The sequence below is a fragment of the Mycolicibacter acidiphilus genome, assembly GCF_018455725.1.
GTDB lineage: Bacteria > Actinomycetota > Actinomycetes > Mycobacteriales > Mycobacteriaceae > Mycobacterium > Mycobacterium acidiphilum.
The window spans coordinates 51,853-76,800 of sequence record NZ_JAHCLR010000010.1; the positions used below are offsets into that span (position 1 = coordinate 51,853).

The following is a 24,948-nucleotide window of genomic DNA, read 5'->3' on the forward strand; positions in this document are numbered from 1 at the left end:
GTCCAATTGGAAAGTGCCGGCGAAGCACCCGTGGGCGGCGCGCCGGACGCGGCGGTCGACGTTGCCCGGCCCCGGCTGTCACGCACCCGTCGGCGGATAAACTGAGCGGGCATTGCCTCCGTAGCTCAGGTGGATAGAGCACATGACTTCTAATCTTGTGGTCGCAGGTTCGAGTCCTGCCGGGGGCGCTCCGCATCACGCCGATAGCGTGACAATGCACTGAAGAACGACGAAGATATCGGGAACGTGGAAAGGTAACGGAATGAGTCACGAACGCACCATTCGCCTGTACATCGTCGGCATGATTGCGCTGCTCGTCATCTGTGCGGCCATCATCGCCTGGGTCGCCTGACAGCTGCGGGGAACACTGAACTTGCCGCGCGAACCGGTCCTGTTCGACGTCACCGACCGGGTGGCGCTGATCACCGTCAACGATCCCGACCGCCGCAACGCGGTCACCGGCGCGATGTCGGCCGCACTGCGCGCGGCGGTGCGATCCGCCGAATCCGATCCCGGCGTCCACGCGGTGGTGATCACCGGCGCGGGCCGGGCGTTCTGCGCAGGGGCCGACCTGTCGGCACTGGGAGTGGCCACCGAGGACGGCCTGCTCGCGCTGTATGACGGCTTCATGGCCGTCGCCGAGTGCGCCCTGCCCACGATCGCCGCGGTCAACGGCGCCGCGGTCGGCGCGGGCCTGAACCTCGCCCTGGCGGCTGACGTGCGGATCGCCGGACCCGCCGCGCTGTTCGACCCCCGCTTTCAGCAGCTCGGCATCCACCCCGGCGGCGGCGCCACCTGGATGCTGCACCGCGCGGTCGGACCGCAGGTCGCCCGCGCCGCCCTGCTGTTCGGGATGCGGTTCGACGCCGACGCCGCCGTGCGGCACGGCCTGGCGCTGCAGGTTGCCGACGACCCGGTGGCCGCGGCACTGACGCTGGCGGCGGGTCCGGCCGCCGCCCCGCGTGAGGTGGTCCTGGCGACCAAGGCGACGATGCGCCTGACCGCCAGCCCCGGGACCGTCGACACCGAGCAGCACGAATTCGCCAAGCGCACCGAGCTCACCCCGCAGGCCGCGACCATCGAATCCCCCGAGTTCGCCGCCAGACTGGCTGCGGCGCAACGCAGATAACCGGCCTACAGGTCCAGTAGCGCGCTGTCGGGGTGTTCGACCAGATTCCGCAGCCGGCACAGGAATTCGGCGACCTGCGCGCCGTCGGCGACCCGATGGTCGAACGCGCACGTCAGCGTCATCTGCGGGCGCACCACGATGGCGTCGTCGACGACCGCCGGCCGCGGCTTCAGTGAACCCATGCCCAGGATGGCGGCCTCCGGGTAGTTGATCACCGGCACGCCGTCGTCGAGGCCGAGGGCGCCGAAATTGGACACGGTGAACGTCGACCCCTGCAACTCGGCCGGCGACAGGCGGCCCGCCCGAGCCCCCTCGATCAACTGCGCGACGGCTGCGGCGAGTTCGCGGGTGGTCTTGCGCTGCGCGTCGAAGACCACCGGCACCAGCAGACCGCGGGGCGCGGCGACCCCGAAACCCAGATGAATCGACTGATGGGTGCGCACCCGCGGCCCGTCCGGCGCGTCGATCCAGGTGGAGTTCAGCACCGGCGACCGGGTCAGCGCGAGCACCAGCAGTCGCAGCGTCAGCACGAACGGGGTGATCCCGGGGGTTTCGGCGGCGAGCCGGTCCCGCAGCCGCAGCAGGTTGCCGCAGTCCACCTGCACGCTGGCGTGAGCGTCGGGGATCTTGCTGCGGGACAGTGTCATTCGTTCAGCCATCGTCGCCTGCACGAGACCGACGGGCCGGGCGTCGTCCGCCGCGGCGCGGACCGCCTCGGTCGTGATGACACCGCTGGAACCGGGTGCCACCGCGGCAAGGTCGACGCCCAACTCCGCGGCGAGCTTGCGGGCGGCGGGTTTGGCTTTGAGCCGGCCGTTGGGGGCGTCGGCGCGCCTGCTGGTGTCGAAGGTCTCGTCGGCACCGTACCCGACCAGCACCGGCTTGCGGTCCGCCGTCGGTTCGTCGACCGGCGCACCGTTGGGGTGCGGCGGGGAACCGTTGGGCCCGCCGGACTCCGAGTCGGTGGCGATGCGCACCAGCGGCGCGCCGACCGCGAGGACGTCGCCCTGGCCGCCGCCGAGTTCGACGATCCGCCCGCCGTACGGGCTGGGAATCTCCACCTCGGCTTTCGCAGTCTCCACCGAGCACAGCGGCTGGTTGAGTTCCACCCGGTCACCGACGGCGACGTTCCAGGCGGTCACCGTCACCTCGGCGAGCCCCTCACCGAGGTCGGGGACCGCGAAGGTCTGCACCGACCCGTCTGTCATGGCAACTCCAGGACGCGTTCGACGCAGTCGAGCAGGCGGTCCGGCCCGGGCAGCCACTGCCGCTCCAGCCGGGCCGGCGGGTAGGGCGTGTCGAATCCGGTGACGCGCAACACCGGAGCCTCCAGTTCGTAGAACAACTCCTCGGAGATCCGGGCTGCCAACTCGGCGCCGAAGCCGACGTTCCGCGGCCCCTCGTGCAGCACCACGCACCGACCGGTCCGCCGGATCGACGCCGTGACGGTGTCGAAGTCCAGCGGTACCAGGGAGCGCAGATCCACCACCTCGAGGCTCCAACCCTGCTGCTGCGCGGCGATCTCCGCGGCGGACAGCGCGGTGGCGACCCCGCCGCCGTAGGTCACGACCGTGACGTCGCGGCCCGAACGACGCACTGCCGCACGGCCGATGCCCGGCGCCGGGTTCCCGGTGTCGACGAGTCCGCGGGCCCAGTAACGCCGTTTCGGTTCCAGGAACATCACCGGATCCGGTGCGGCGATGGCGTGCCGCAGCAGCCAGTAGGCGTCGGACGGATCGGCGGGAACCACCACCTTCAACCCGGCGGTGTGCGCCCAGTAGGTTTCGGTGGATTCCGAATGATGTTCGGCCGCACCGATTCCGCCGAACGACGGAATACGCACGGTCACCGGCATCGACACCTCGCCGCGGGTTCGGCTGCGGTACTTCGCCAGGTGGCTGACGACCTGGTCCAGCGCCGGGTAGCTGAACCCGTCGAACTGGATCTCCGGCACCGGCGTGAACCCGCGGATCGCCAGCCCGATGGCCACCCCGATCACCGCGGACTCGGCCAGTGGGGTGTCGAAGCAGCGCTGTTCGCCGAACGTCGCCGTCAGTCCTTCGGTCACCCGGAACACGCCACCCTGCACCCCCACGTCGGTGCCGAACACCAGCACCTTCTCGTCGGCCGTCATCGCGTCGCGCAGTGCGAGGTTGAGCGCCTGCACCATGCTCAGGTCCTGCGCCGACGGCTGTCGGTTCGGCGGTTCGGCATCGTCCGCTGGTTCCGGCGCCGACCGGGTCGGTGGTTCGAGGATCTGGGTCATCTAACGCCCCCTGGCCAACTCGGCGCGCAGCATCGCACGCTGCTCTTGAAGTTCCGGGGTGATCTCGGCGTAGACCGCGGTGAACACCTCGTCGATGTCGACGTCGGCCGCCCCGACCGTCGCATCCCGCAGTTCGGTGCGCAATCGCTTGGCCCGGGCGATGACTCGCTCATCGAGACGGTCCGACCACACCCCGATGTTGCGGAGATAGGCGCGGTAGCGCGGGATCGGGTCCAGCGCCGCCCAGCGGTCGAGTTCAGCACTGCTGCGGTAGCGGGTCGGGTCGTCGGAGGTGGTGTGCGGACCGAGCCGATAGGTGACCGCCTCGATCAGGGTCGGGCCGCCACCGGACCTAGCCCGTTCCGCCGCCTCGGCCATCACCGCGTAGCAGGCCAGCGGGTCGTTGCCGTCGACCCGAACGCCGGGCATCCCGTAGCCGATCGCCTTGTGCGCCAACGTCGGCGCCGCGGTCTGCCGGCTCAGCGGGACGGAGATCGCCCACTGGTTGTTCTGCACGTAGAACACGCAGGGGGTGTTGAACACCGCGGCGAAGTTCAACGCCTCGTGCACATCGCCCTCACTGGTGGCACCGTCGCCGACGAACGCCACGGTGACGGAGTCCTCGTCCAGTCGCTGGGCCGCCATCGCGGCCCCGACCGCGTGCAGAGCCTGCGTGCCGATCGGAACCGATATCGGCGCACAGCATTTCGCGGTGAACTCCAGCCCACCGTTCCACGTTCCGCGCCAGGCGGCCGCGACATGCCAGGGCGGTATCCCGCGGGTGACGAACACCCCCAGCTCGCGGTACTGCGGGAACAGCCAGTCGGTCTTGCGCAGGCAGGCGGTCGCCCCGACCTGTGCCGCCTCCTGGCCACGGCAGGACGCGAACAGTGCCAGCTCACCCTGCCGCTGCAGGTTCACCAACTCGATGTCCAGCTCACGAGTGATGACCATCAATTCGTAGAGCCAGCACAGTGTTTCGTCCGGCAGATCCCGGGCGAAACGATCCTCACCGGTGGGTGTGCCGTCCGCTCCGATCAACTGCACGGGTTCCCAGTCCACACCGAACCCTTCACGACCCTCGAAGCCGGATGACTGGCCCATCTGAGCCTCCTTGCGACGCTTAACTCATTATGCCAGCGAAAACGGGCAGCCCCCGGGCGCCGCACCTCGGGACCCGGCCGCCGTGTCGGCGAACGAGATTACCCAGTGACCTCGAACATGCCGCGGGCGCCGTTCTCGGCGTGCCGCAGGTCGTGATCCATGATCATGTAATGCCCGGGCTCCGGGAACGTCATCTCGACGAACCCGCCCTGTGCGGGCGCCAGGTCCAGGGCCTGTGAGCCTCCCGAACCGCCCGGGCCGCCCGACTGCAGCAGCCAGGCACCCTCCTTGTAGACGGTGTCGAACTGGGTACCGACGACATGGAACGCGACCGTCTCGCCGGGACCGGCGTTGATCACCCAGACCCGCACCCGCTCACCGGCGCGGACCGTTAGCGGGGCGTGCTCGTACTGGTCGGCCATCCCGTTGAACATCCAGCCGTCGGGCTGATTGGCGCGGATTGCGGTGACCTTCTGTTCGCTGCCCGGATCGCCGGTGAACAGCTGGGCGCCGACCAACGCGTACTCGTGGTCGACCGCCGGCAGGCCGGGCGGGTCGATGATCACCGCCCCGTACATGCCGTTGGCGATGTGCAGCGACATCGGCTTGGTGCTGCAGTGGTACAGCCAGGCGCCGGCCCGCCGCGCGGTGAACTTGTAGACCAGCTTCTCCCCCGGCGCGATCGTGCGCATCGGCTGGTCGGGGGCCAGGGCACCGGCATGGAAATCCAGGCCGTGCCCCATTGACGTGTCGTTGATCAGGGTCAGCTCGAACTGGTCGCCGACCCGACCGTGCAGGATCGGGCCGGGTTCCGTGCCACCCCACGTCCAGCGGGTCTCCTTCTTGCCCGGGGCCACCTCCAGTTCCCGGTCCAGTGCGCGCAACTCCACCCGGTGCAGTTTCTCCGGGCCGACCAGGGCCAGCTCCGGGTTGTACGGCTGCCAGCCCGGGGAGGGGTCGCCGGTCAGGTTCAGCGGGGTTACCGCCGGCCCGTGGTCCATGTTCATGTCGTCGCCATGCTGGTGGGCGCGGGGCTTGCCGCCGATCGCGCGGATCTCCATCGTCATGCCGGCGGCACGGTGCCCGGGCACGTCGCACCACACGTCGTGGTCGGTGTCGACCACACCCAGGTCGACCACCGCGGTCTGCCCCAACCCGAGCCGCGGGGTGTGCTGGCCGGTGTCGACACGCAGGTCGTGCGGCAGCGCCTCGTCGTTGGTCACCCGCAGCACCAGGTGGGTGCCGGCCGGAACCGACACCACGGCCGGGCTGAATCGCATGTCCTTCAAGCCGACGTCGACGGTCTTGGCGTCGGCGGCGATCTTCACCCCGGCGTGCTGCGGCAGGCTGCCGCCCAGTGTGGTGGCCAGCACGACGCTGGCGGCGGCCGCCGTCGCAACCGCGCCGGTCATCGGCCAGCTGCGGGATTTCTCCACGGCTTCGGCGTTGATCTCGCCGCGCACCAGGACCGGGATGATCAGCGCCAGCGCCAGCCACAGGAAGCTGCCGACGCCGATCGCCGCGAGCGCCCAGCCGATGAGCTGCACCGGGAACCACCAGTGCCCGGCGACCAGCGGAACGGCGATGTTCAGTGCCAGCAGCCGGGCCTGCCAGCCGCGAGCCAGGTAGGCGATGACCGCTTTGCGCTGCGGCGGGCCGTGCGCGGTGAGCACCGGCACCATCTCGGTCAGGGCACCCATCAACACCTGCGCGACGAAACCGACGGCCAGCAGCGGCATCACGGTCGTCTCGATGAGGTTGGGCAGATAGCCCGCGGAGCGGGTCGCGATCAGCCCGATGATCTCGATCAGCACCGCCACGCCCAGCCACACCGTCGCCGCGGCCAGCATCCAGGCCGCCGGGCCGTTGGGCTGCCGGGTCGGCCGCAGCGCCACCACCGTGATGACGACACCGGCGAGGTAGACGGCGAATGCGACCGCGGTCAGCCAGACGCTGTCCATGAGCAGGCCGATGACCGCCAGCCCCAGCCCGACGGCCATCGTCGGCAGTGTGCGGTGCGCCAGGCTGTAGCTGCGCGGGGTGATCTTCTCCCGCATCGTCGTCGGCCAGAGCGTGAACAGCGTGCCGATCACGGTCAGGCCGATCCAGCCGTAGAGCATGACATGGACGTGGGTGGTCCACAGCCGGGCGTACCAGTGGTGCACGCCGAACGCCATGCTGGCACCGGCCAGCGCCCCGATCAGCAGCGCCACGATCGCCGCCAGGTAGAAGTCGACCAGGTAGTCGAAGCGCGCCGACAGCGCCTTCTTCTTCATCGCGATCAGCTCGGCGCCGTGCACCACGGCGACGATCGCGACCACCGCCCCGGCAACACCGGTGATGGTCTCGGCATTGATCCACACGCCGGTCAGTGCGGCGATGACCGCCACGTTGAGCACCGCGACCTTCGCGGCGAGATGCCACTCCGGCTGATCCGGCACCCGGCACAGCGTGGTGGTGAAGTGCCCCGACCAGATGATGATCGCGTTGGTGGCGGCGCCGAGCAGCAGCGCGTGCACAGCCAGCCAGATCGGGTGGTCGATGACGTCGTGGGCGATCAGCAGTGCCACCGTGACCAGCAGCCAGCCCAGCACCACCAGGTTCGACGCGATGAACACCGGCCCGCGGGCACCGCCGCGCCGCTTGCGGATCACCGGCGGCGGCGCCGCGGCCGCCGGTTTCGTCCCGGTCGGCGGGGTGGTCCCTTTCGGCGGCGGCGGCCCCAGCTGAATCATGCCCGTCAGGCTACGGGGGCCGGACCGCCGTCCGGAAGTGACTTCCGGCCCATGGTCGCTCGGCCGGCAGCGACCTGCGCCACACGAACAATCCGCGCGCCGGCATCATCCGGGAGCGCACCCCGGGAGGGTTGCACTGCTAATTCGCCCGCCGCAGAATCGCTTCGGCGTGCCGCAGCACCGGGGCGTCCACCATCTGCCCCTCGAAAGCGAACACCCCGCGCTCGGTCGCCGCGGTGGCCAGCACGCGCTGCGCCCAGTCCACCTGCTCGGCGGCCGGCCGGTAGGCGTCGCGCACCACCGCAAGCTGGCTCGGGTGGATGCACACGGTGGCGTCGAACCCCACCGCCACCGCATCGCACGCCTCGGCCCGCAGCCCGTCAAGGTCGGCGATGTCGAGGTGCACGGCGTCGAGTTTGACCCGGCCGAACGCCGCCGCCGCCAGCAGCACGGCCGAGCGGGCGTGCCGGGCCACGTCGCGGTAGCCGCCGTCCGGCCGCCGGCTGGACCCACCGCCCAGCCCGGCGACCAGATCCTCGGCGCCCCACATCATCGCCACGGTGTTGTCGGCGGCGGCGATCTCGGCGGCGAACACCACCCCGCGCGGGGTTTCGGCCAGCGCGATCACCTGCCGGGGGGCCAGCGCCACGACCTGGGCGGCGGACTCGGTTTTCGCCAGCATCACGGCGGTGTAGGCGGTGCCGGCCAGTGCTTCCAGGTCGGCGGCCTGGTCCGCGGTGCCCGCTGGGTTCACCCGCACCACGGTGCAGGCCGGGTCCAGCGGGGTCTGCCGCAGCGCTTGACGGGCGGCGGGCCGGTCGGCGGCGGCCACCCCGTCCTCCAGGTCGAGGATGACCACGTCGGCGACCGCGGCGGCTTTGGCGAACCGCTCCGGGCGGTCGGCCGGGCAGAACAGCCAGGCCGGGCCGGCGGCGGCTGTGTTGTTCATGCGACGGGCCGCTTGTGCACCAGGGTGGCGCGGGTGGCGCGGGCGACGACGTCACCGTGCTGGTTGCGGGCGATGTGCTCCAGGGTGACGATGCCCTCCCCGGGCCGGCTCTTCGATTCCCGCAGGCCGGTGCAGATGCTCTCCGCGTACAGCGTGTCGCCGTGGTAGACGGGGTTGGGGAACGACACATCGGTGAACCCCAGGTTGGCCACGATCGTGCCCTGCGTCAGCTGTGCCACCGACAGGCCGACCATCGTCGAGAGTGTGAACATCGAATTCACCAGCCGCTGACCGTGGAAGCCCGGCTGCTGCGAAGCCCACACCGCGTCCAGGTGCAGCGGCTGGATGTTCATCGTCAGCGTGGTGAACAGCACGTTGTCGGCCTCGGTCACGGTGCGGCCGGGCCGGTGCAGGTAGGTGGTGCCGACCTCGTACTCCTCGAACCACAGGCCGCGCTGCTCGACGACCTTGCCGGCGCCCGGTGCCGGTTCCGGGGTGCTCACGCCAGCCCCAGCGACCGGGCGATCAGCATCAGTTGCACCTCGGTGGTGCCCTCACCGATCTCCAGGATCTTGGAATCCCGGTAGTGCCGGGCCACCGGGTACTCGTTCATGAAGCCGTAGCCGCCGTGGATCTGGGTGGCGTCGCGGGCGTTATCCATCGCGGCCTCCGAGGAGATCATCTTCGCGATCGATGCCTCCTTCTTGAACGGCTTGCCCGCCAGCATCTTCGCGGCCGCGTCGTAGTAGGCGGTCCGGGCGACGTGGGCACGCGCCTCCATCCGGGCGATCTTGAAGCTGATCGCCTGATACTCCGCGATTTTCCGGCCGAACGACTCGCGTTCCTTGGCGTATTTGACGCTCTCGTCGACGCAGCCCTGGGCGACTCCGGTGGCCACCGCGGCGATCGCGATGCGGCCCTCGTCCAGGATGGACAGGAAGTTCGCGTAGCCCCGGCCCTCCTCGCCGAGCAGATTCTCCGCCGGGACGCGCGCGTCGGCGAACGTCAGACCGTGGGTGTCCGAGGCGTTCCAGCCGACCTTGTTGTAGGCCGGTTCGACGGTGAAGCCCGGGGTGCCGGCCGGGACGACGATCGACGAGATCTGCTTTCGGCCGTCGGCGCCGGTTCCGGTGACGGCGGTGACGGTGACCAGGCTGGTGATGTCGGTGCCGGAGTTGGTGATGAACTGCTTGGCGCCGTTGATCACCCACTCACCGTTGTCCAGTCGGGCGGTGGTGCGGGTGCCGCCGGCATCCGAGCCCGCCCCCGGTTCGGTGAGCCCGAAACCGGCCAGTGCCCGGCCCGACGTCAGCGCGGGCAGCCACCGCTGCTTCTGCTGCTCGCTGCCGAACCGGTAGATCGGCATCGCGCCCAGGCCCACCCCGGCTTCCAGGGTCATCGCCACCGACTGGTCGACCTTGCCGAGTTCCTCCAGCGCGAGCGCCAGCGCGAAGTAGTCGCCGCCCATGCCGCCGTACTCCTCGGGGAACGGCAGGCCGAACAGCCCCATCTCCCCCATCTTGGCGATCACCTCGTACGGGAAGCTGTGCTCCTCATCGTGTTTGGCGGCCACCGGGGCGACGACGGTGCGGGCGAACTCGCCGACCGTGTCCCGCAGGTCCTGGTATTCCTTGGGCAGTTCGGTTGCCACCGCTGTCGTCATTTCCCGTCCTCACTCTGCTCGGGTGCCACCCGCGCCAACACCTGATCGACCTTCACCTGATCGCCCACCGCCACCAGCACCGCCACTCGGCCGGCGGCCGGCGCGGTGAGCGTGTGTTCCATCTTCATCGCCTCGACGACCACCACCGGGTCGCCTTCTGCGACCACGTCATCGGACGCCACGTTGACGGCGATGACGCTGCCTGGCATCGGGCTGACGATCTCGGCGCTGCGCGGCCCGGCGGCTCGGTTCACCCGCTGCTCCTCGGCCTCCCGGAGTTGCCAGGTGCCGCGTTCGTCGGCGAGCCACAGGTGGCCGTCGGATTCGGCGAACATCAGCCGGCGTCGCCGCCCGTCCAGCGTCACGGTCAGCTGGTGCTGCCCGACCTCGATGGTGGCGTCGAGGGTGTCACCGTCACCGACCTGAACGCGCGCGGATTGCGGTGTGCCCCAGACCGAGACGGTCTCCGAGCGCAGCGGGGTGCGCAGTTCGGTGCGGACCGGCGCGGGTGTACCGACACGCCAGCCGCTGGGCTCCGCCCACAGCGATTTCAGCGCGTTTCGTCCCGCTGAGCGCGCATTTTCGCGCCGAAATCGCGCAACGAAGAGCGCACCGGCGGCGAGCACGTCGTCGGGGGCCGGTGTCGGGTGGAAGTCGGCGACCCGCAGGTCGAGCAGTTCGGTGTCCAGGTCACCGGCGACGACCCGTTCGTCGGCGAGCAGGAACCGCAGGAACTCGATGTTGGTCTGCACCCCGAGCACCGCGGTGTCGGCCAGCGCGGCGTCCAGCCGGGCCAGTGCCTGACCCCGGTCGGCGCCGTAGCCGATCACCTTGGACAGCATCGGGTCGTAATCGCTGCCGACGACGGTGCCCTGGCGCAGCGACGAGTCCACCCGCACCTCGGTCGGCTCGTGCAGCGCCAGCACGGTCCCGCCGGTGGGCAGGAAGCCGCGCGCCGGGTCCTCGGCGTACACCCGCGCCTCCACGGCGTGCCCGGTCAGCGTGATGTCGTCCTGGGCGAACCCCAGCTTCTCGCCGGCCGCGACCCGCAATTGCCACTCGACCAGGTCCAGCCCGGTGACCAATTCGGTGACCGGGTGCTCCACCTGCAGCCGGGTGTTCATCTCCATGAAGAAGAACTCGTCGGGCTCGTCGGCGGAGACGATGAACTCCACCGTCCCGGCCCCGGTGTAGTCGACGCTGCGGGCGGTGTTGCAAGCCGCGGTGCCGATCCGATCCCGGGTCACCGCATCCAGCAGCGGTGACGGCGCCTCCTCGATGACCTTCTGGTGACGGCGCTGCAGGCTGCATTCCCGCTCGCCGAGGTGCACCACGTTGCCGTGGGTGTCGGCGAGGATCTGCACCTCGATGTGGCGGGGCCGCAGCACGAACCGTTCCAGGAACAGCGTGTCGTCGCCGAACGCCGAGGCGGCCTCGCGCCGGGCGGTGACCAGTGCCGCGCGCAGGTCGGCCGGATCGTGCACCAGGTGCATGCCCTTGCCGCCGCCGCCGGCCGACGGTTTGATCAGCACCGGGTAGCCGATGTCGGCGGCCGCCGCGGCCAGGTCGTCGTCGGTCAGGCCGGGGCGGGCGATGCCCGGCACCACAGGTACATCAAACGCCGAGACGGTCCGTTTCGCGGCGATCTTGTCGCCCATCACCTCGATGGCGTGCGCCGGGGGGCCGACGAACGCGATCCCGGCCGCGGTGCAGGCGGCGGCGAATTCGGCGTTCTCGGAAAGGAACCCGTAGCCCGGGTGGATCGCTTGCGCGCCGGTGGTCAAGGCCGCTTCGACCACCGTGCGGATCGACAGGTAGCTGTCGACGGCCGGGGCCGGCCCGAGCCGCACCGCGGTGTCGGCCTCGGCCACGTGCCGCGCGTCGGCATCGGCGTCGCTGTAAACAGCCACCGAGCGGATGCCCAGTCGGCGCAGTGTGCGGATCACCCGAACCGCGATCTCGCCGCGGTTGGCCACCAGAACGGTTTCAAACATGCCCATCACATCCGGAATACGCCGTAGGAGACCGGTTCCAGCGGTGCGTTGGCGCACACCGAAAGCGCCAGGCCCAGAACGGTTCTGGTGTCGGCCGGGTCGATGATGCCGTCGTCCCACAGTCGGGCCGTCGAGTAGTAGGGGTTGCCTTGGTCCTCGTACTGGGCGCGGATCGGCGCCTTGAACGCCTCCTCCTCATCCGCCGACCAGGGTTTGCCCGCGGCGCTGAGCTGTTCGCCGCGCACGGTCGCCAGCACCGAGGCGGCCTGCTCACCGCCCATCACGGAGATGCGGGCGTTCGGCCACATCCACAGGAACCGCGGCGAATACGCCCGGCCGCACATCGAATAGTTCCCGGCGCCGTAGGAGCCGCCGATCACCACGGTGAGCTTGGGCACCCGTGCGCAGGCCACCGCGGTGACCATCTTGGCGCCGTGCTTGGCGATGCCGCTCGCCTCGTAGTCGCGCCCCACCATGAATCCGGCGATGTTCTGCAGGAACACCAGCGGGATCGACCGTTTGTCGCACAGTTCGATGAAATGCGCACCCTTGAGTGCGGATTCGCCGAACAGCACGCCGTTGTTGGCGACGATCCCGACCGGATGGCCGTGGATGCGGGCGAACGCCGTCACCAGGGTTTTGCCGTATTCGGCCTTGAACTCGCTGAACTCGCTGCCGTCGACCAGCCGGGTGATGACCTGCCGCACGTCGTAGGGGATGCGCGGATCGGGCGGCACCAGGTCGTACAGGTCGGTCTGCGGATGATCCGGCTCGACCGTTTCGCTGACTTCCCAGGGGATTTCGCTGCGCGGCCCGAACGTCGCGGCGATCTGCCGGACGATCCGCAGTGCGTGCTCGTCGTCGTCGGCCAGGTAGTCGGTGACCCCGGAGACCTTCGAATGCAGGTCGCCGCCCCCGAGTTCCTCGGCGGTGACGACCTCCCCGGTGGCGGCTTTGACCAGGGGCGGCCCGCCCAGGAAGATCGTGCCCTGTTCGCGGACGATGACGGCTTCGTCGCTCATCGCCGGCACGTAGGCGCCACCGGCCGTGCACGACCCGAGGACCGCGGCGATCTGCGGAATGCCCTTGGCGCTCATCGTCGCCTGGTTGAAGAAGATCCGGCCGAAGTGCTCACGGTCGGGGAACACCTCGTCCTGGCGGGGCAGGAACGCGCCACCGGAGTCCACCAGGTAGATGCAGGGCAACTGGTTGGCCAGCGCCACTTCCTGGGTGCGCAGATGCTTCTTCACCGAGATCGGGTAGTAGGTGCCGCCTTTGACGGTGGCGTCGTTGGCGACGACCGCGCATTCGCGGCCCGACACGCGTCCGATGCCGGCGATGATCCCGGCGCCCGGGCATTCGTCGTCGTACATGCCGTCGGCGGCGAGCGGGGCCAACTCCAGGAACGGGCTGCCCGGGTCGAGCAGCCGGTCCACCCGATCGCGCGGCAGCAGCTTGCCGCGGGCGACGTGCCGCTGGCGGGAGTGTTCGCTGCCGCCGAGGGCGGCGGTGGCCAGCTTGGCTTTCAGCTCGGCCACCAGCTGGCGGTGCTCATCGGCGAAGCCGCTCATGCCGGCACCGAGATCGTCAGCGGGGCCAGGGTTTTCGCGACCACCTCGGCGACGTCGACACCGGGAGCGGTTTCGATCAGGTGCAGCCCGTTGGCGCGGACGTCGATGACGGCCAGATCGGTGATGATGCGGTCGACGCAGCGCGCCCCGGTCAGCGGCAGCGTGCAGTGCTCGACGATCTTGGCGGTGCCGTCCCTGGCGGTGTGCTCCATCATCACGATCACCTGTCGTGCCCCGTGCACCAGATCCATGGCGCCGCCCATCCCCTTGATCATCTTGCCGGGGATCATCCAGTTGGCCAGGTCGCCGGCGGCCGAGACCTGCATCGCGCCCAGCACCGCGACGTCGAGGTGCCCGCCGCGGATGATCCCGAACGACGCCGACGACGGGAAGAACGAGGCGCCGGGCAGGACCGTCACGGTCTCTTTGCCGGCGTTGATCAGGTCGGCGTCGAGGTCTTCGCGCCGCGGGTACGGCCCGACCCCGAGGATGCCGTTCTCCGAGTGCAGGACGACGGTGACACCGTCGGGAATGTGGTTGGGGATCAGCGTGGGCAGGCCGATGCCCAGGTTGACGTACTGTCCGTCGCGCAGTTCGGCCGCGACCCGGGCGGCGAGTTCATCTCTGGTGAGCGCCATCAGCTTCGCACCGTCTCCCGTTCGATTCGCTTCACCGGGTCGGGCACATGCACCACGCGGTGCACATGGATACCCGGCGTGTGCACCCGGGCGGGATCGATCTCGCCCGGTTCGATCAGGTGCTCCACCTGCGCGATCGTCACCCGGCCCGCCGCCGCGCAGTCCGCGTTGAAGTTGCCCGCCGCCTCCCGGTAGACCAGGTTGCCGTGCCGGTCCCCCAGCCAGGCGTGCACCAGGGCGAAGTCGGTGCGGATCGCGGTCTCCAGCACGTAGCTGCGGCCGTCGAAGTCCCGAGTCTCCTTCGGCGGCGATGCCACCGCAACGCCGCCGGAACCGTCGTAGCGCCACGGCAGCCCGCCGTCGGCCACCTGGGTGCCCACGCCGGTCGGTGTGTAGAAGGCGGGAATGCCGGCGCCGCCGGCGCGCAGCCGCTCGGCCAGTGTGCCCTGCGGGGTCAGCTCCACCTCCAGCTCACCGGAGAGGAACTGTCGCGCGAACTCCTTGTTCTCCCCGACGTAGGAGCTGATCGTGCGCCGGATTCTCTTGTGCTCCAGCAGCAGTCCGAGTCCGATGCCGTCGACGCCGCAGTTGTTCGACACGGTTTCCAGGTCGCGGACGCCGAGTTCCAGCAGGGCGTCGATCAGCGCCTCGGGTATCCCGCACAGACCGAACCCGCCGACCGCCAACGAGCAGCCATCGGTCACGTCGGCGACGGCTGCCGCTGCCGATTCCACGACTTTGTCCACTGCGCAGCACCTCTCGATATCAGTTAATGCGCATTAACTGACGACGACGATACCACCAACCGGCGGTGCCGTCAGCCCTCCCGCAGGTAATCGGCCGCGCGACGGCGCATCTCGTCCTTGCGCACCTTGCCGGTGACCGTCATCGGGAACTCGTCGACCACCCGCACGTAGCGCGGCACCTTGAAATGCGCCAGCCGCCCGGCGCAGAACTCCCGCAGCCCATCGGCGGTGAGCCGCGGCGCGCCGTCACGCAGAATCACCACGGCCAGCAGCTCCTCGCCGTAGGACGCGTCGGGAACGCCGATGACCTGCACATCGCTGATATCGGGGTGGGTGTGCAGGAACTCCTCGATCTCCCGCGGGTAGATGTTCTCGCCGCCGCGGATCACCATGTCCTTGATGCGGCCGGTGATCCGCACGTACCCGTCGGGGTCCATCACCGCCAGATCCCCGCTGTGCATCCAGCCGTCGGCGTCGATGACCTCCGCGGTCTTCGCCGGGTCGTCCCAGTAGCCGATCATCACCGAATATCCCCGGGTGCAGAACTCACCGGTCTCCCCGCGTGGGACGACGGCACCGGTGGCCGGGTCGATGACCTTGATCTCCACGTGCGGGCAGACCCGGCCGACCGTGCCGACGCGGCGCTCCAGTGAGTCGTCGCGCCGGGTCTGGACGGACACCGGCGAGGTCTCGGTCATCCCGTAACAGATCGCCAGCTCGGGTATGTGCATGTCCTCGAGCACTCGCCGCATGATCTCCACCGGGCACGGCGAGCCCGCCATGATCCCGGTGCGCAGGCTGGTCAGGTCGTAGCCGGCGAAGTCGGCCAGGCCGAGTTCAGCGATGAACATCGTCGGCACCCCGTAGAGGCTGGTGCACCGTTCGTCGGCGACTGCGCGCAGCGTCGCGGCCGCGTCGAAGCCGGGCGCCGGGATCACGATCGCGGCGCCGTGACTGGTGGCGCCCAGATTCCCCATCACCATGCCGAAGCAGTGGTAGAACGGCACCGGCAGACAGATCCGGTCGGCCTCGGTGTAGCCGAGTAGCTCACCGACCAGGTATCCGTTGTTGAGGATGTTGCGGTGACTGAGCGTGACACCCTTCGGGTAACCGGTTGTCCCCGAGGTGTATTGGATGTTGATCGGATCCCGGTTGCACAGCGTCGCGGCGATGCCGGCCAACTCCGCGGCGTCGGCCTCGGCGCCGGTCAATTCCTGCCAGCGCGGCGTGTCGAGGAAGACCACCTCCCGCAGTCCGGGGCAGTGCGGGGCCACCTCCTCGAGCATCGCCCGGTAGTCGGAGGTTTTGAAACTCGGCGCGGAGACGACCATCGCCACCGCCGATTGCGTGAGCGCGTACCGCAACTCGTGCGACCGGTAGGCGGGGTTGATCGTGACCAGCACCGCGCCGATCTCGGCGGTCGCGTACTGCACCAGCACCCATTCCGGGCAGTTCGGAGCCCAGATCCCCACCCGGTCCCCGGTGCCGATCCCGGCACGGAGCAGACCGGTGGCGAGCGCGCGCACGTCCGCCAGAAACTCTGCGTAACTCCAGCGCCGCCCGGACGGAACGTCCACCAGGGCATCCCGATCCGGGAACGCGGCGGCGGTCGCCGCCAGATCCGCACCGATCGTCGCCTCCGACAGCGCGGGCTCCCGCTCCCCGCACGCATAGGAGAACTCGCGGGAAAGTTCGCGGCCACCAACGGGTTCCGCAACCGTCATCATGCCTCCACCGTCACCCGGGATTCGGTGCATCACGGCCAACGGATGCTACGTTAGTAACGATTAACTCAGGTGTCCACAGCAGACGGAGGCGGCATGACGGCATCCGCTCCCGGCGACGAGGACGAGAACGCCAACCGTCGCAGTCGCCTCAAATCCGACCGGCGCACCCAGTTGCTGACGGCCGCCGAGCGACTGTTCGCCGAACGCGGTTTCCTCGGGGTGCGCCTGGAGGACATCGGCGCCGCCGCCGGTGTCAGCGGGCCCGCCATCTACCGGCACTTCAGCGGCAAGGAAGCCCTGCTGGTCGAGTTGCTGGTCGGCATCAGCACCCGGCTGCTCACCGGCGCGCGCGACGTCGATTCGCGACAGCTCGGCCCGCTCGACACACTCAACGCACTCATCGACTTCCACCTGGACTTCACGCTGGGCGAACCGGATCTGATCCGCATCCAGGACCGCGACCTGGCGCAGCTGCCACCGGCCGCGCACCGCCAGGTGCGCAGCGCGCAGCGCCAGTACGTCGAGATCTGGGTGACCGTGCTACGTCGCGTGCATCCCGACCTGGCCGAACCCGACGCCCGGCTGATGGCCCACGCGGTCTTCGGCCTGCTCAACTCGACCCCGCACGGTTTGAAACGGACCGGTCCACTGCCGGCCGGGGTGACGCAGTCCCGTACGGTGCTGCGCGCGATGACCGTCGCAGCACTGGGTGCCGCAGGAGCATCCGCCGGCTGACCGGCGCAGGTACCCTGCAACCCATGAGGTGGGCATGACCGATCCGCATCGACCGGGCGACCCGGTTTCGCCGTGGCAGAACACGGGCGCAACCGACCCGTCGACGATTGGTTACCCGGTGTCCGGTGACCCGGCCTACGCCGGCCAGTTGCCGACGTACCCGTCCGGCTACCCGCCGCCGAACCCGACCGCCCCGATCCCGTCGTCGCCCTGGAGCACGGGTCAGCCACCTCCGCAGACCCCGCCGCCGACCCCGCCGGGTGGCTCAGGCGGTTCAGGCGGTGAGGGCCCCGGCAAACCGCCGCGGTTCCCCACCTGGCTCTGGCTGCTGACCGGCGCCGCGGTGCTGCTGGTCGTCGGCCTGGTGATCGCGCTGGCGATCGTCAACGGGTCGACGCAGCGCTCGGCCACGGTCACACCGATCCCCCCGCTGCCCTCGGCGTCGGGCACCACGACGGCACCCACCCGGACCCCGACCACGACGACCCCCGCCCCGAGCACCGGGCCGTCGACGACACCGCCGTCGACCTCCACGACCAGCCCCGGGGTTCCCGAGACCGTGGTCTACAGCGTGACCGGTGAGGGCCGGGCGCTGAGCATCGCCTACATCGACACCGGGGGTGCGCTGCAGACCGAGTTCAACGTCGCGCTGCCGTGGACCAAGCAGGTGACCCTGACCCAGCCGGCGTCGAAGATCGCATCGGTCACGGTGGTCAACGTCGGCGCCCAGGTCGGCTGCTCAGTGACGGTGGACGGCGCCCAGATCAGTCAGCGCACCGGCGCGATCTTCGTGGTCTGCACCGCCGTCGGCTAATCCGCAGGCCGGCGGTCGGGGACCCGCACCGCCAGCATCGCCAGCAGGCCGAGCACCAGGACCGTGCACAGTCCGCCCATCCCGGCCCGGTCGGAACCGAACACGTCGACGAAGACCGAGAACAGCCACGGCGCCAGGAACGACACGGCCCGACCGGTCATCGTGTACAGGCCGAACGCCACCCCCTCCTTGCCCTCGTGGGCCAGTTGCAGCATCAGCGTGCGTGCCGAGGACTGGGCCGGGCCGATGAACAGGCTCAACGTCAGGCCGCACACCCAGAACGCGGTCGGGCCGGACAGCACGAGCAGGGCCAGCCCGGCGGTGATGATGGCCGTCAGTGCAGCGACGATGACCCGCTTGGACCCGATCCGATGATCGAGCAGTCCCCCACCGGCCGCGCCGACGGCGGCGACCACGCAGGCCGCCACCCCGAAGATCAGCACGTCGGCCTTGGAGATTCCGTACACACTGACCCCGAGCACCGCGCCGAAGGTGAACACCCCGGTCAGGCCGTCCCGGAAGATCGCGCTGGCAACCAGGTAGTAGACCAGGTTGTGGTCGCGCCGCCATTCGGCGCGCAGGTCGGTGAAGAGCCGGCGGTAACCGTCCAGCAGCCCGCTGACCGGGCGCGGTTCCCCGGCCGGCGCCGGCAGCCGGTGCGCACTCAGCAGCAGCGGCAGCGCGAACCCCGCCAGCCACAGCGCGGTCAGCAGCATCGCCATCCGGACGTTGACGCCGTCATGCACCGGCAGGCCGAGCAGGCCGCGGGTGTCACCGGTCCCGGCCATGAAACCCAGGTAGACCACCAGCAGCAGCACCACGTTGCCGACGTAGCCGGCGGCGTAACCGAAGCCGGAGACCCGACCGGAGGTGGCCGGTGTCGACACCTGGCTGAGCATCGCGTTGTAGGGCACCGCGGCCAGGTCGGTGCTGGCGGCGGTCGCCGCGAGCAGCACCAGGCCGACGGCCAGGTAACCGGGGTCGGCGCGGATCAGGCTCATCGCGGCAGTCAGGGTGACCGCGCATGCCGTCAGCACCGCCAGCGTCACCCGCCGGCGATGCGACGAGTCCACCCACACCCCGACGACCGGCGCCAACAGTGCCACGGTCAACCCGGCCAGCGCCAGCGTGCGCCCCAGCCAGCTCGCGGGTGAGGTGCCGTCGGGCAGCCCGGCGCCGACCGTGCTGGTCAGATACACCGAGAACACGAACGTGACGACGATCGCACCGACCCCGCTGGCGCCGCAATCCCACAGCGCCCAGGCCAGCACCGGCCTTGGGCTGCGCACGCCCGCCACCCGGTCAGCCATGCCTGGCACTCTACGATTGGCCCATGCCAGTTCCTGCGCCCAGCCCGGATGCCCGCGCCGTCGTCACCGGAGCCTCCCAGGGCATCGGCGAGGCGTTGGCCACCGAACTCGCCGCCCGCGGCCACGGTCTGATCATCACCGCCCGCCGCGAAGACGTGCTCAACGACGTGGCCGCCCGGCTGCGCGACAAGTACCGGGTCGCGGTCGAGGTGCGCGCCGTCGACCTGGCCGACCCGCCCGCCCGCGACGCGTTCTGCGCGGAACTGGCCGGGCGGGAGATCTCGATCCTGTGCGCCAACGCCGGCACCGCGACGTTCGGCCCGATCGCCGAACTCGACCCGGCCGCCGAGAAGGCCCAGGTGCAGTTGAACGCGGTCGCCGTGCACGACCTGGTGCTCGCGGTGCTGCCCGGGATGCTCGAGCGCCGGGCGGGCGGCATCCTGATCTCCGGTTCGGCGGCGGGCAACTCCCCGATCCCGAATAACGCGACCTACGCGGCGACCAAGGCGTTCGCCAACACCTTCAGCGAATCGCTGCGCGGCGAACTGCTCAAGACCGGGGTGCACGTGACGCTGCTGGCGCCGGGACCGGTGCGCGCCGAGATGCCCGACGACACCGAGGCGTCGCTGATCGACAGGCTGATCCCGGACTTCCTGTGGATCTCGACCGCGCACACCGCGAAGCTGTCACTGGATGGGCTGGCGCACAACAAGATGCGCGTGGTTCCCGGCGTCACGTCGAAGGCGATGTCGGTAGCCAGCGGCTACACCCCGCGGGCCATCGTCACCCCGATCGTGGGGGCGGTGTACAAGAAGCTCGGCGGCGGCTAACCTTTCGGCTCTACCGCCGACGGCGGCCGGTGCCCATCACGCCGCGGGTGATCTCCCGGCCCATCGCGGTCCCGGCCGAACGGGCGAAACTCTTCGCCGCCGGGCTGGCGAACAGCCCCTTGATCCACCGCCCGAGCCTGGTCCACCAGTGCACGCGCTGCTCGGCCGGCAGCGAGTCGGGGTAGTCATCACCGGCCCGCGGCACCGGCGGCGCGGTGGCCTGCCCGGAAGTCAGCTTGCCGGAGAGGATTTCGTACGCCGATTCGCGGTCCACGGTCTCGCCGTAGTCCTTCCACAGCGGGCTTGCCTGCGCCGCAGCACGAATCCCGTCGTCACCGATCGCACCCATCAGCGACCGAGGTGCCCGCAGCCTGGTCCACGCGACCGGGGTCGGGGCCCCGTGTTCGGAGAGCACGGTGACGATCGCCTCACCGATGCCCAGTGAGGTCAGCGCCGACTCCAGGTCGTAGACAGCGGTTTTCGGGTAGGTCCGCACCGTCTTGCTCAGTGCCTTCTGGTCGTCGGGGGTGAACGCGCGCAGCGCGTGCTGGATGCGGGCGCCCAGCTGCGACAGCACCGAATTGGGCACATCGGTGGGCAGCTGGGTGCAGAAGAAGACCCCGACGCCCTTGGAGCGGATCAGTTTGACCGTCTGCTCGACCTGCTCCAGGAACGCCTTCGAGGCGTCGGTGAACAGCAGGTGCGCCTCATCGAAGAAGAAAACCAGCTTCGGCTTGTCGATGTCGCCGACCTCGGGCAGCAGCGTGAACAGGTCGGCGAGCACCCACATCAGAAATGTCGAGAACAGCACCGGCCGGGCCGCCTGATCGCCCAGTTCCAGCAGCGAGATCATGCCGCGGCCCTGAGCGTCGGTGCGCAGCAGGTGTTCCGGGCGGAGTTCGGGTTCCCCGAAGAACGTGTCGCCGCCCTCGGCTTCGAGGTTGACCAGGGCGCGCAGGATCACCCCGGCCGTCGGCGCCGACACCCCGCCGATGTTCTTCAACGCCGGCTTGCCCTCATCGCTGATGAGGTAGGTGATGACCGAGCGCAGATCCTTCAGGTCCAGCAGCAGGTAGCCGTTCTGGTCGGCCCAGTGGAAAATAAGCCCGAGCGTCGACTCCTGGGTTGCGTTGAGCCCCAGCACTTTCGACAGCAGGATCGGGCCGAAGCTGGAGATCGTGGCACGCACCGGCACACCGGTTCCGGCGGTGCCGAGCGACAGGAACTCCGTCGGGAATGCGCTCGGCGACCAGTCGTCCCCGGTTTCGGCGGCGCGCTTGGTCACCTTGTCGTTCGGCTCACCCGGCCGCGACAGCCCCGACAGGTCACCCTTGACGTCGGCCATCAACACCGGCACGCCGTTGGCGGACAGTTGCTCGGCGAGCGCCTGCAGGGTCTTGGTCTTGCCGGTGCCCGTCGCGCCGGCCACCAGGCCGTGCCGGTTGATCATCGCCAGTGGGATGCGGACCCACGCGTCGGCGTCCGCGACACCGTCGACGACGACGGCGCCCAACTCCAGGGCCTGGCCGTCGACCGCGTAGCCGGAGGCGATCTGCTGCGCGGCCGTAGCCGCCGAATCAGGGCTCACGAGCCAAGACACTACTTGCCCAGGGCGTACCGCGACGCGGCTACACAGCGATGACCGGCTAACGTGGACCCACTGTGAGCGCTGCACGAGACGAACTGGTCTGGATCGACTGCGAGATGACCGGGCTGGACCTGGGTTCGGACAAACTGATCGAAATCGCCGCCCTGGTGACCGACGGCGACCTGAACATCCTCGGCGACGGCATCGACGTGGTGATCCACGCCGACGACGCCGCCCTGGCCGCGATGCAGCCCGTGGTGCGCGACATGCACGCCCGCTCCGGCCTGACCGAGGAGGTCAGGGCCTCCACGATCGACCTGGCCACCGCCGAGGCGATGGTGCTCGACTACATCCGCAGCCACGTCAAGCAGGCCCGCACCGCGCCGCTGGCGGGCAACTCGATCGGCACCGACCGCGGATTCCTGGCCCGCGACATGACCACGCTCAACGACTACCTGCACTACCGGATGATCGACGTCAGCTCGATCAAGGAGTTGTGCCGGCGCTGGTATCCGCGGATCTACTTCGGCCAGCCGGAGAAGGGGCTCGCGCACCGCGCACTGGCCGACATCCACGAGTCGATCCGGGAGCTGAAGTTCTACCGGTCCACCGCGTTCGTGCCCGCGCCCGGGCCGTCTACCAGCGACATCGCCGCCGTCGCCGCGGAGCTGGGGCCGCCGCAGGACGCCGATTCGGCTGCCGGGCAACCCAACGGCTAGTATTTACGACGCTGCCCGTTCGACCGGCAGCGATGGTGGCTGTAGTTCAGTTGGTAGAGCACCAGGTTGTGATCCTGGGTGTCGCGGGTTCGAGTCCCGTCAGCCACCCCGATGCGGACCAGCGCAGATGCGCTGGTCCGCTTTAGTTTGAACAGTCTGCACACCACCGCGCCAGGCCAACCACACACACCAACCCCGGCTCTCACCATCCGAAGACGGCCACGTTTCCGCCGGCGTCGCCGTGCGGCCCGACACGGTGGATGACGTGCCGAACCATGTCGACGAACGTCGGATCGTACGAGTCGTGGGTGAGCTGCCACGTGCCATCGTGCTCGACGAACACCAATGGCTGGGTGACCGGGAACGGCTCACGCGGCCCGGTGAGCGCCACGGTGACGCCGGCGAGGTTGTTGATCGCCGGTTGGATATCGGTCACGTCGAAGTTGAACGGCAGCGCGTTGTGCCGGACCAGTTTCGCCAGTCCCTGGTCGTTCTGACCCAACTCATCCGGCGACAGCCCACCATCGACGAGTTTCGCCTTGTCCCCGTCAGGGACGTTCGGGTCGGTCAGCTGACTCAGAACCGCCGACACCTGCTCCGGCGTGGGCACCGGCGCCCCGGGCGGCGGCGCCGGGTCACCGGGGTCGGCGTTCGTCACCGGAGCGCCGGTCAGTGCGACGACAAGCAGTGCTGCACCGGCAACCAGTTGGCCCGCACGATGATTCGCAAACATTTTTCAATCGTATTGCGATATGCCAATCGTCGCACGGTGATTGGAGTCGCGGGCGCGCACCGCCGTCCGATCCGGCGTTCCCGTGCGCGCCCGCGCGGTCGTCCTAGCCCGGAGCCTGCGTGCAGAGAATGCCGCGCGCCGCGTTCACGACCGCCTCGCTGGTGGCGTTGACCGCAGCCTCCCGGCCCTTCCCGGTGTAGAGCATGTTGCAGGCCCGGTAGCCCTGCGTCAGCAGTGCGTCATCGCTGCCCGGTGCGCCGGCCCCGCGAGCGGTGTCGATGTAGTTCTGCATCTCCCCCGTGACGGGCGTCGGCCAGGCGTTGGCCACCGCGGGCGCGGCAATGCTGCCGAGGGTCACTACGGTCAACGCCAGCAACAGGTTACGAGGCGATCGCACGAGGGGGTTCTCCTTATCGTCGCGGCGACGAAGGAATCCGTCGCTCGGGACTCTGTTATAGCCCGTCGTCAGGACGAGGCGTTACCGGACTGCCACTGATCCCACGGGACGTTCCAGTCGCCCAGCCCCTCGGAGCCCGGCAGGATCGGGCCGATCGTGTTGTTGATGACCACCACGTCGCCGCGCTTGACGTGGTCGTAGAACCACAGCGCGTTGTTGGGGCTGACGTTGATGCAGCCGTGGCTGGTGTTGCTGTAGCCCTGCGCCCCGACCGACCACGGCGCCGAGTGCACGAAGATCCCGCTGTAGGAGATCTGGGTGGCCCAGTCCACGTCGGTGCGGTAGCCGTTCGGCGAGTTGACCGGCACCCCGTAGGTCGAGGAGTCCATCACGATGTGCTGGAAACGCTCCCCGACGATGTAGGTGCCGTTGTTGGTCGGGGTGCTGTCCTTGCCCATCGAGACCGGCATGGTCTTGGCGATCTGACCGTTGATCCGCACCACCATCGACTTGGTGTCGTCGTCGACGGTGGCGATCACCTCGTCGCCGATGGTGAAGCGGGCGGCGGCGCTGTCCTGGCCGAACACCCCGTTGCCCAGATCCACCCCGTAGGTGTTGACGGCCACGTCGACGCTGGTGCCGGGCTTCCAGAACGCCTGCGGGCGCCAGCGCACCTCGCGGTTGTTCAGCCAGTAGAACGCGCCCTCGACGGGCGGATCGGTGATCACCTTGATCGATTTCTCGGCTGCCGCACGGTCGGCGATGTTCTCGTCGAACCGGACCGCGATCGGCTGGCCGACACCGACCACCTCACCGTCGCGGGGCATCACGTAGGGCATGGTCAGGTTGTTCGGTGAATGCGTCTGGAACGTCATCTGCCGCGAGGTGACTCCGCCCAGGCCCAGCGACTTCGCGGTGATCGTGTAGCGCTTGTTGTAGCCCAGCGGCTCCGTCGTCGACCAGGTCAGGCTGTCCGGGCTGAGCTTGCCGTCGACGACGGTCCCGTACTCGGTGACCATCGTCACCGAGTCGAGCACCCCGTCCTCGGCGCTGACCGTCACCGGGGAGTCCACCGCCACCCCGACCGCCTTGTCGGTGACGGTCGCGGCGAGCTTGGGCACCAGCAGATCGGCGTAGGGCGTGCCTTTGTCGACGATCGTATTCACCGACGCCTCATCGGAGTTTCCGCCGCAGGCGCTGAGACCGGCCACCGTCGCGGGCAGGACCAGCAGGGCGATCAACCAGGACCGATTAGCGCGAGACCGCGACATCGAACCAACCTGCGCCATACCCCGTCCTT

22 protein-coding genes and 2 tRNA genes are annotated in these 24,948 nt (G+C 69.5%); 7 read left to right on the forward strand and 17 right to left on the reverse strand.

Features of this window, described 5'->3' with window-relative positions:
- Nucleotides 1-114 precede the first annotated feature (114 nt).
- A tRNA-Arg gene (locus KIH27_RS07565) sits at nt 115-188 on the forward strand.
- A gap of 185 nt (nt 189-373) precedes the next feature.
- Entirely contained in the window at nt 374-1,129 is a 756-nt protein-coding gene (locus tag KIH27_RS07570) for an enoyl-CoA hydratase (protein ID WP_214092328.1), read from the forward strand.
- A 5-nt stretch (nt 1,130-1,134) separates the two neighbouring features.
- Here the strand turns inward: KIH27_RS07570 and KIH27_RS07575 are convergent, their stop codons facing one another.
- The 12 genes from KIH27_RS07575 to KIH27_RS07630 form a co-directional block, all read right to left on the reverse strand.
- Entirely contained in the window at nt 1,135-2,337 is a 1,203-nt protein-coding gene (locus KIH27_RS07575) for a dihydrolipoamide acetyltransferase family protein (protein ID WP_214092329.1), read from the reverse strand.
- Entirely contained in the window at nt 2,334-3,395 is a 1,062-nt protein-coding gene (locus KIH27_RS07580) for an alpha-ketoacid dehydrogenase subunit beta (RefSeq protein WP_214092330.1), read from the reverse strand. Before KIH27_RS07580 ends, KIH27_RS07575 begins: the two co-directional genes overlap by 4 nt.
- Nucleotides 3,396-4,499: a pyruvate dehydrogenase (acetyl-transferring) E1 component subunit alpha gene (gene pdhA / locus KIH27_RS07585; protein WP_214092331.1), complete on the reverse strand. Its 1,104-nt coding sequence runs from the start codon at nt 4,497-4,499 to the stop codon at nt 3,396-3,398. It abuts the gene before it with no gap.
- Nucleotides 4,500-4,597: 98 nt separating this feature from the next.
- The gene (locus KIH27_RS07590) at nt 4,598-7,234 is read right to left on the reverse strand and encodes a multicopper oxidase domain-containing protein (protein WP_214092332.1); all 2,637 of its coding nucleotides are present in this window, start codon (nt 7,232-7,234) and stop codon (nt 4,598-4,600) included.
- Between the two features lie 139 nt (nt 7,235-7,373).
- Nucleotides 7,374-8,183: an HpcH/HpaI aldolase/citrate lyase family protein gene (locus KIH27_RS07595; protein ID WP_214092333.1), complete on the reverse strand. Its 810-nt coding sequence runs from the start codon at nt 8,181-8,183 to the stop codon at nt 7,374-7,376.
- Nucleotides 8,180-8,686 (reverse strand): MaoC family dehydratase, encoded by a 507-nt coding sequence (locus KIH27_RS07600; protein ID WP_214092334.1) that lies wholly within the window; start codon nt 8,684-8,686, stop codon nt 8,180-8,182. The genes KIH27_RS07595 and KIH27_RS07600 overlap by 4 nt, the downstream gene beginning before the upstream one ends.
- Nucleotides 8,683-9,846, reverse strand: a complete 1,164-nt coding sequence (locus KIH27_RS07605) for an acyl-CoA dehydrogenase family protein (protein ID WP_214092335.1) — start codon at nt 9,844-9,846, stop codon at nt 8,683-8,685. Before KIH27_RS07605 ends, KIH27_RS07600 begins: the two co-directional genes overlap by 4 nt.
- Nucleotides 9,843-11,840: an acetyl-CoA carboxylase biotin carboxylase subunit gene (locus KIH27_RS07610; protein WP_214092336.1), complete on the reverse strand. Its 1,998-nt coding sequence runs from the start codon at nt 11,838-11,840 to the stop codon at nt 9,843-9,845. The genes KIH27_RS07605 and KIH27_RS07610 overlap by 4 nt, the downstream gene beginning before the upstream one ends.
- A 5-nt stretch (nt 11,841-11,845) precedes the next feature.
- Nucleotides 11,846-13,411 carry a carboxyl transferase domain-containing protein gene (locus tag KIH27_RS07615; protein WP_214092337.1) on the reverse strand — a complete coding sequence of 522 codons (1,566 nt, stop codon included), beginning with the start codon at nt 13,409-13,411 and terminating at the stop codon, nt 11,846-11,848.
- The gene (locus KIH27_RS07620; protein WP_214092338.1) at nt 13,408-14,049 is read right to left on the reverse strand and encodes a 3-oxoacid CoA-transferase subunit B; all 642 of its coding nucleotides are present in this window, start codon (nt 14,047-14,049) and stop codon (nt 13,408-13,410) included. The genes KIH27_RS07615 and KIH27_RS07620 overlap by 4 nt, the downstream gene beginning before the upstream one ends.
- Nucleotides 14,049-14,795, reverse strand: a complete 747-nt coding sequence (locus tag KIH27_RS07625; protein ID WP_214092339.1) for a CoA transferase subunit A — start codon at nt 14,793-14,795, stop codon at nt 14,049-14,051. The genes KIH27_RS07620 and KIH27_RS07625 overlap by 1 nt, the downstream gene beginning before the upstream one ends.
- 71 nt (nt 14,796-14,866) lie before the next feature.
- On the reverse strand, nt 14,867-16,519 hold the full coding sequence (locus KIH27_RS07630; RefSeq protein ID WP_214092366.1) for an AMP-binding protein: 1,653 nt from the start codon (nt 16,517-16,519) through the stop codon (nt 14,867-14,869).
- A gap of 96 nt (nt 16,520-16,615) precedes the next feature.
- On the opposite strand from KIH27_RS07630, the gene KIH27_RS07635 reads away from it, so the two are divergent.
- Nucleotides 16,616-17,257 carry an SACE_7040 family transcriptional regulator gene (locus KIH27_RS07635; protein WP_214092340.1) on the forward strand — a complete coding sequence of 214 codons (642 nt, stop codon included), beginning with the start codon at nt 16,616-16,618 and terminating at the stop codon, nt 17,255-17,257.
- Between the two features lie 34 nt (nt 17,258-17,291).
- Nucleotides 17,292-18,071 (forward strand): MmpS family transport accessory protein, encoded by a 780-nt coding sequence (locus tag KIH27_RS07640; protein ID WP_214092341.1) that lies wholly within the window; start codon nt 17,292-17,294, stop codon nt 18,069-18,071.
- On the opposite strand, the gene KIH27_RS07645 is transcribed toward KIH27_RS07640, so the two are convergent.
- On the reverse strand, nt 18,068-19,381 hold the full coding sequence (locus tag KIH27_RS07645; RefSeq protein WP_214092342.1) for an MFS transporter: 1,314 nt from the start codon (nt 19,379-19,381) through the stop codon (nt 18,068-18,070). The genes KIH27_RS07640 and KIH27_RS07645 overlap by 4 nt on opposite strands.
- A 23-nt stretch (nt 19,382-19,404) precedes the next feature.
- On the opposite strand from KIH27_RS07645, the gene cmrA reads away from it, so the two are divergent.
- Nucleotides 19,405-20,211: a mycolate reductase gene (gene cmrA / locus KIH27_RS07650; protein WP_214092343.1), complete on the forward strand. Its 807-nt coding sequence runs from the start codon at nt 19,405-19,407 to the stop codon at nt 20,209-20,211.
- Nucleotides 20,212-20,221: 10 nt separating this feature from the next.
- Here cmrA and KIH27_RS07655 read toward each other — a convergent pair whose 3' ends face one another.
- A complete protein-coding gene (locus KIH27_RS07655; RefSeq protein WP_214092344.1) occupies nt 20,222-21,799 on the reverse strand; it encodes a helicase HerA-like domain-containing protein in 1,578 nt (525 codons plus the stop codon).
- Nucleotides 21,800-21,873: 74 nt separating this feature from the next.
- Here KIH27_RS07655 and orn point away from each other — a divergent pair, with 74 nt between their 5' ends.
- Together orn and KIH27_RS07665 are read left to right on the forward strand one after the other, a co-directional pair.
- Nucleotides 21,874-22,518 (forward strand): oligoribonuclease, encoded by a 645-nt coding sequence (gene orn / locus KIH27_RS07660; RefSeq protein ID WP_214092345.1) that lies wholly within the window; start codon nt 21,874-21,876, stop codon nt 22,516-22,518.
- Between the two features lie 35 nt (nt 22,519-22,553).
- Nucleotides 22,554-22,626, forward strand: a tRNA-His gene (locus KIH27_RS07665).
- 94 nt (nt 22,627-22,720) lie between these two features.
- Here the strand turns inward: KIH27_RS07665 and KIH27_RS07670 are convergent.
- The 3 genes from KIH27_RS07670 to KIH27_RS07680 all read right to left on the reverse strand — a co-directional run bounded on the left by KIH27_RS07670 (nt 22,721) and on the right by KIH27_RS07680 (nt 24,937).
- The gene (locus KIH27_RS07670) at nt 22,721-23,251 is read right to left on the reverse strand and encodes an MTB12 C-terminal domain-containing protein (protein WP_214092346.1); all 531 of its coding nucleotides are present in this window, start codon (nt 23,249-23,251) and stop codon (nt 22,721-22,723) included.
- A gap of 103 nt (nt 23,252-23,354) precedes the next feature.
- Entirely contained in the window at nt 23,355-23,618 is a 264-nt protein-coding gene (locus KIH27_RS07675; protein WP_214092347.1) for a DUF732 domain-containing protein, read from the reverse strand.
- Nucleotides 23,619-23,716: 98 nt separating this feature from the next.
- Nucleotides 23,717-24,937 carry a L,D-transpeptidase gene (locus KIH27_RS07680; protein WP_214092348.1) on the reverse strand — a complete coding sequence of 407 codons (1,221 nt, stop codon included), beginning with the start codon at nt 24,935-24,937 and terminating at the stop codon, nt 23,717-23,719.
- Nucleotides 24,938-24,948: the final 11 nt, after the last annotated feature.

What these genes read in the sequence shown, in the direction of transcription:
- KIH27_RS07575 (WP_214092329.1), bottom strand. Translation starts at nt 2,337, where the DNA reads ATGACAGACGGGTCGGTGCAGACCTTCGCGGTCCCCGACCTCGGTGAG.
- KIH27_RS07580 (WP_214092330.1), bottom strand. Translation starts at nt 3,395, where the DNA reads ATGACCCAGATCCTCGAACCACCGACCCGGTCGGCGCCGGAACCAGCG.
- pdhA (WP_214092331.1), bottom strand. Translation starts at nt 4,499, where the DNA reads ATGGGCCAGTCATCCGGCTTCGAGGGTCGTGAAGGGTTCGGTGTGGAC.
- KIH27_RS07590 (WP_214092332.1), bottom strand. Translation starts at nt 7,234, where the DNA reads ATGATTCAGCTGGGGCCGCCGCCGCCGAAAGGGACCACCCCGCCGACC.
- KIH27_RS07595 (WP_214092333.1), bottom strand. Translation starts at nt 8,183, where the DNA reads ATGAACAACACAGCCGCCGCCGGCCCGGCCTGGCTGTTCTGCCCGGCC.
- KIH27_RS07605 (WP_214092335.1), bottom strand. Translation starts at nt 9,846, where the DNA reads ATGACGACAGCGGTGGCAACCGAACTGCCCAAGGAATACCAGGACCTG.
- KIH27_RS07610 (WP_214092336.1), bottom strand. Translation starts at nt 11,840, where the DNA reads ATGTTTGAAACCGTTCTGGTGGCCAACCGCGGCGAGATCGCGGTTCGG.
- KIH27_RS07615 (WP_214092337.1), bottom strand. Translation starts at nt 13,411, where the DNA reads ATGAGCGGCTTCGCCGATGAGCACCGCCAGCTGGTGGCCGAGCTGAAA.
- KIH27_RS07620 (WP_214092338.1), bottom strand. Translation starts at nt 14,049, where the DNA reads ATGGCGCTCACCAGAGATGAACTCGCCGCCCGGGTCGCGGCCGAACTG.
- KIH27_RS07630 (WP_214092366.1), bottom strand. Translation starts at nt 16,519, where the DNA reads ATGACGGTTGCGGAACCCGTTGGTGGCCGCGAACTTTCCCGCGAGTTC.
- KIH27_RS07635 (WP_214092340.1), top strand. Translation starts at nt 16,616, where the DNA reads ATGACGGCATCCGCTCCCGGCGACGAGGACGAGAACGCCAACCGTCGC.
- KIH27_RS07640 (WP_214092341.1), top strand. Translation starts at nt 17,292, where the DNA reads ATGACCGATCCGCATCGACCGGGCGACCCGGTTTCGCCGTGGCAGAAC.
- KIH27_RS07645 (WP_214092342.1), bottom strand. Translation starts at nt 19,381, where the DNA reads ATGGCTGACCGGGTGGCGGGCGTGCGCAGCCCAAGGCCGGTGCTGGCC.
- cmrA (WP_214092343.1), top strand. Translation starts at nt 19,405, where the DNA reads ATGCCAGTTCCTGCGCCCAGCCCGGATGCCCGCGCCGTCGTCACCGGA.
- KIH27_RS07670 (WP_214092346.1), bottom strand. Translation starts at nt 23,251, where the DNA reads ATGTTTGCGAATCATCGTGCGGGCCAACTGGTTGCCGGTGCAGCACTG.
- KIH27_RS07680 (WP_214092348.1), bottom strand. Translation starts at nt 24,937, where the DNA reads ATGGCGCAGGTTGGTTCGATGTCGCGGTCTCGCGCTAATCGGTCCTGG.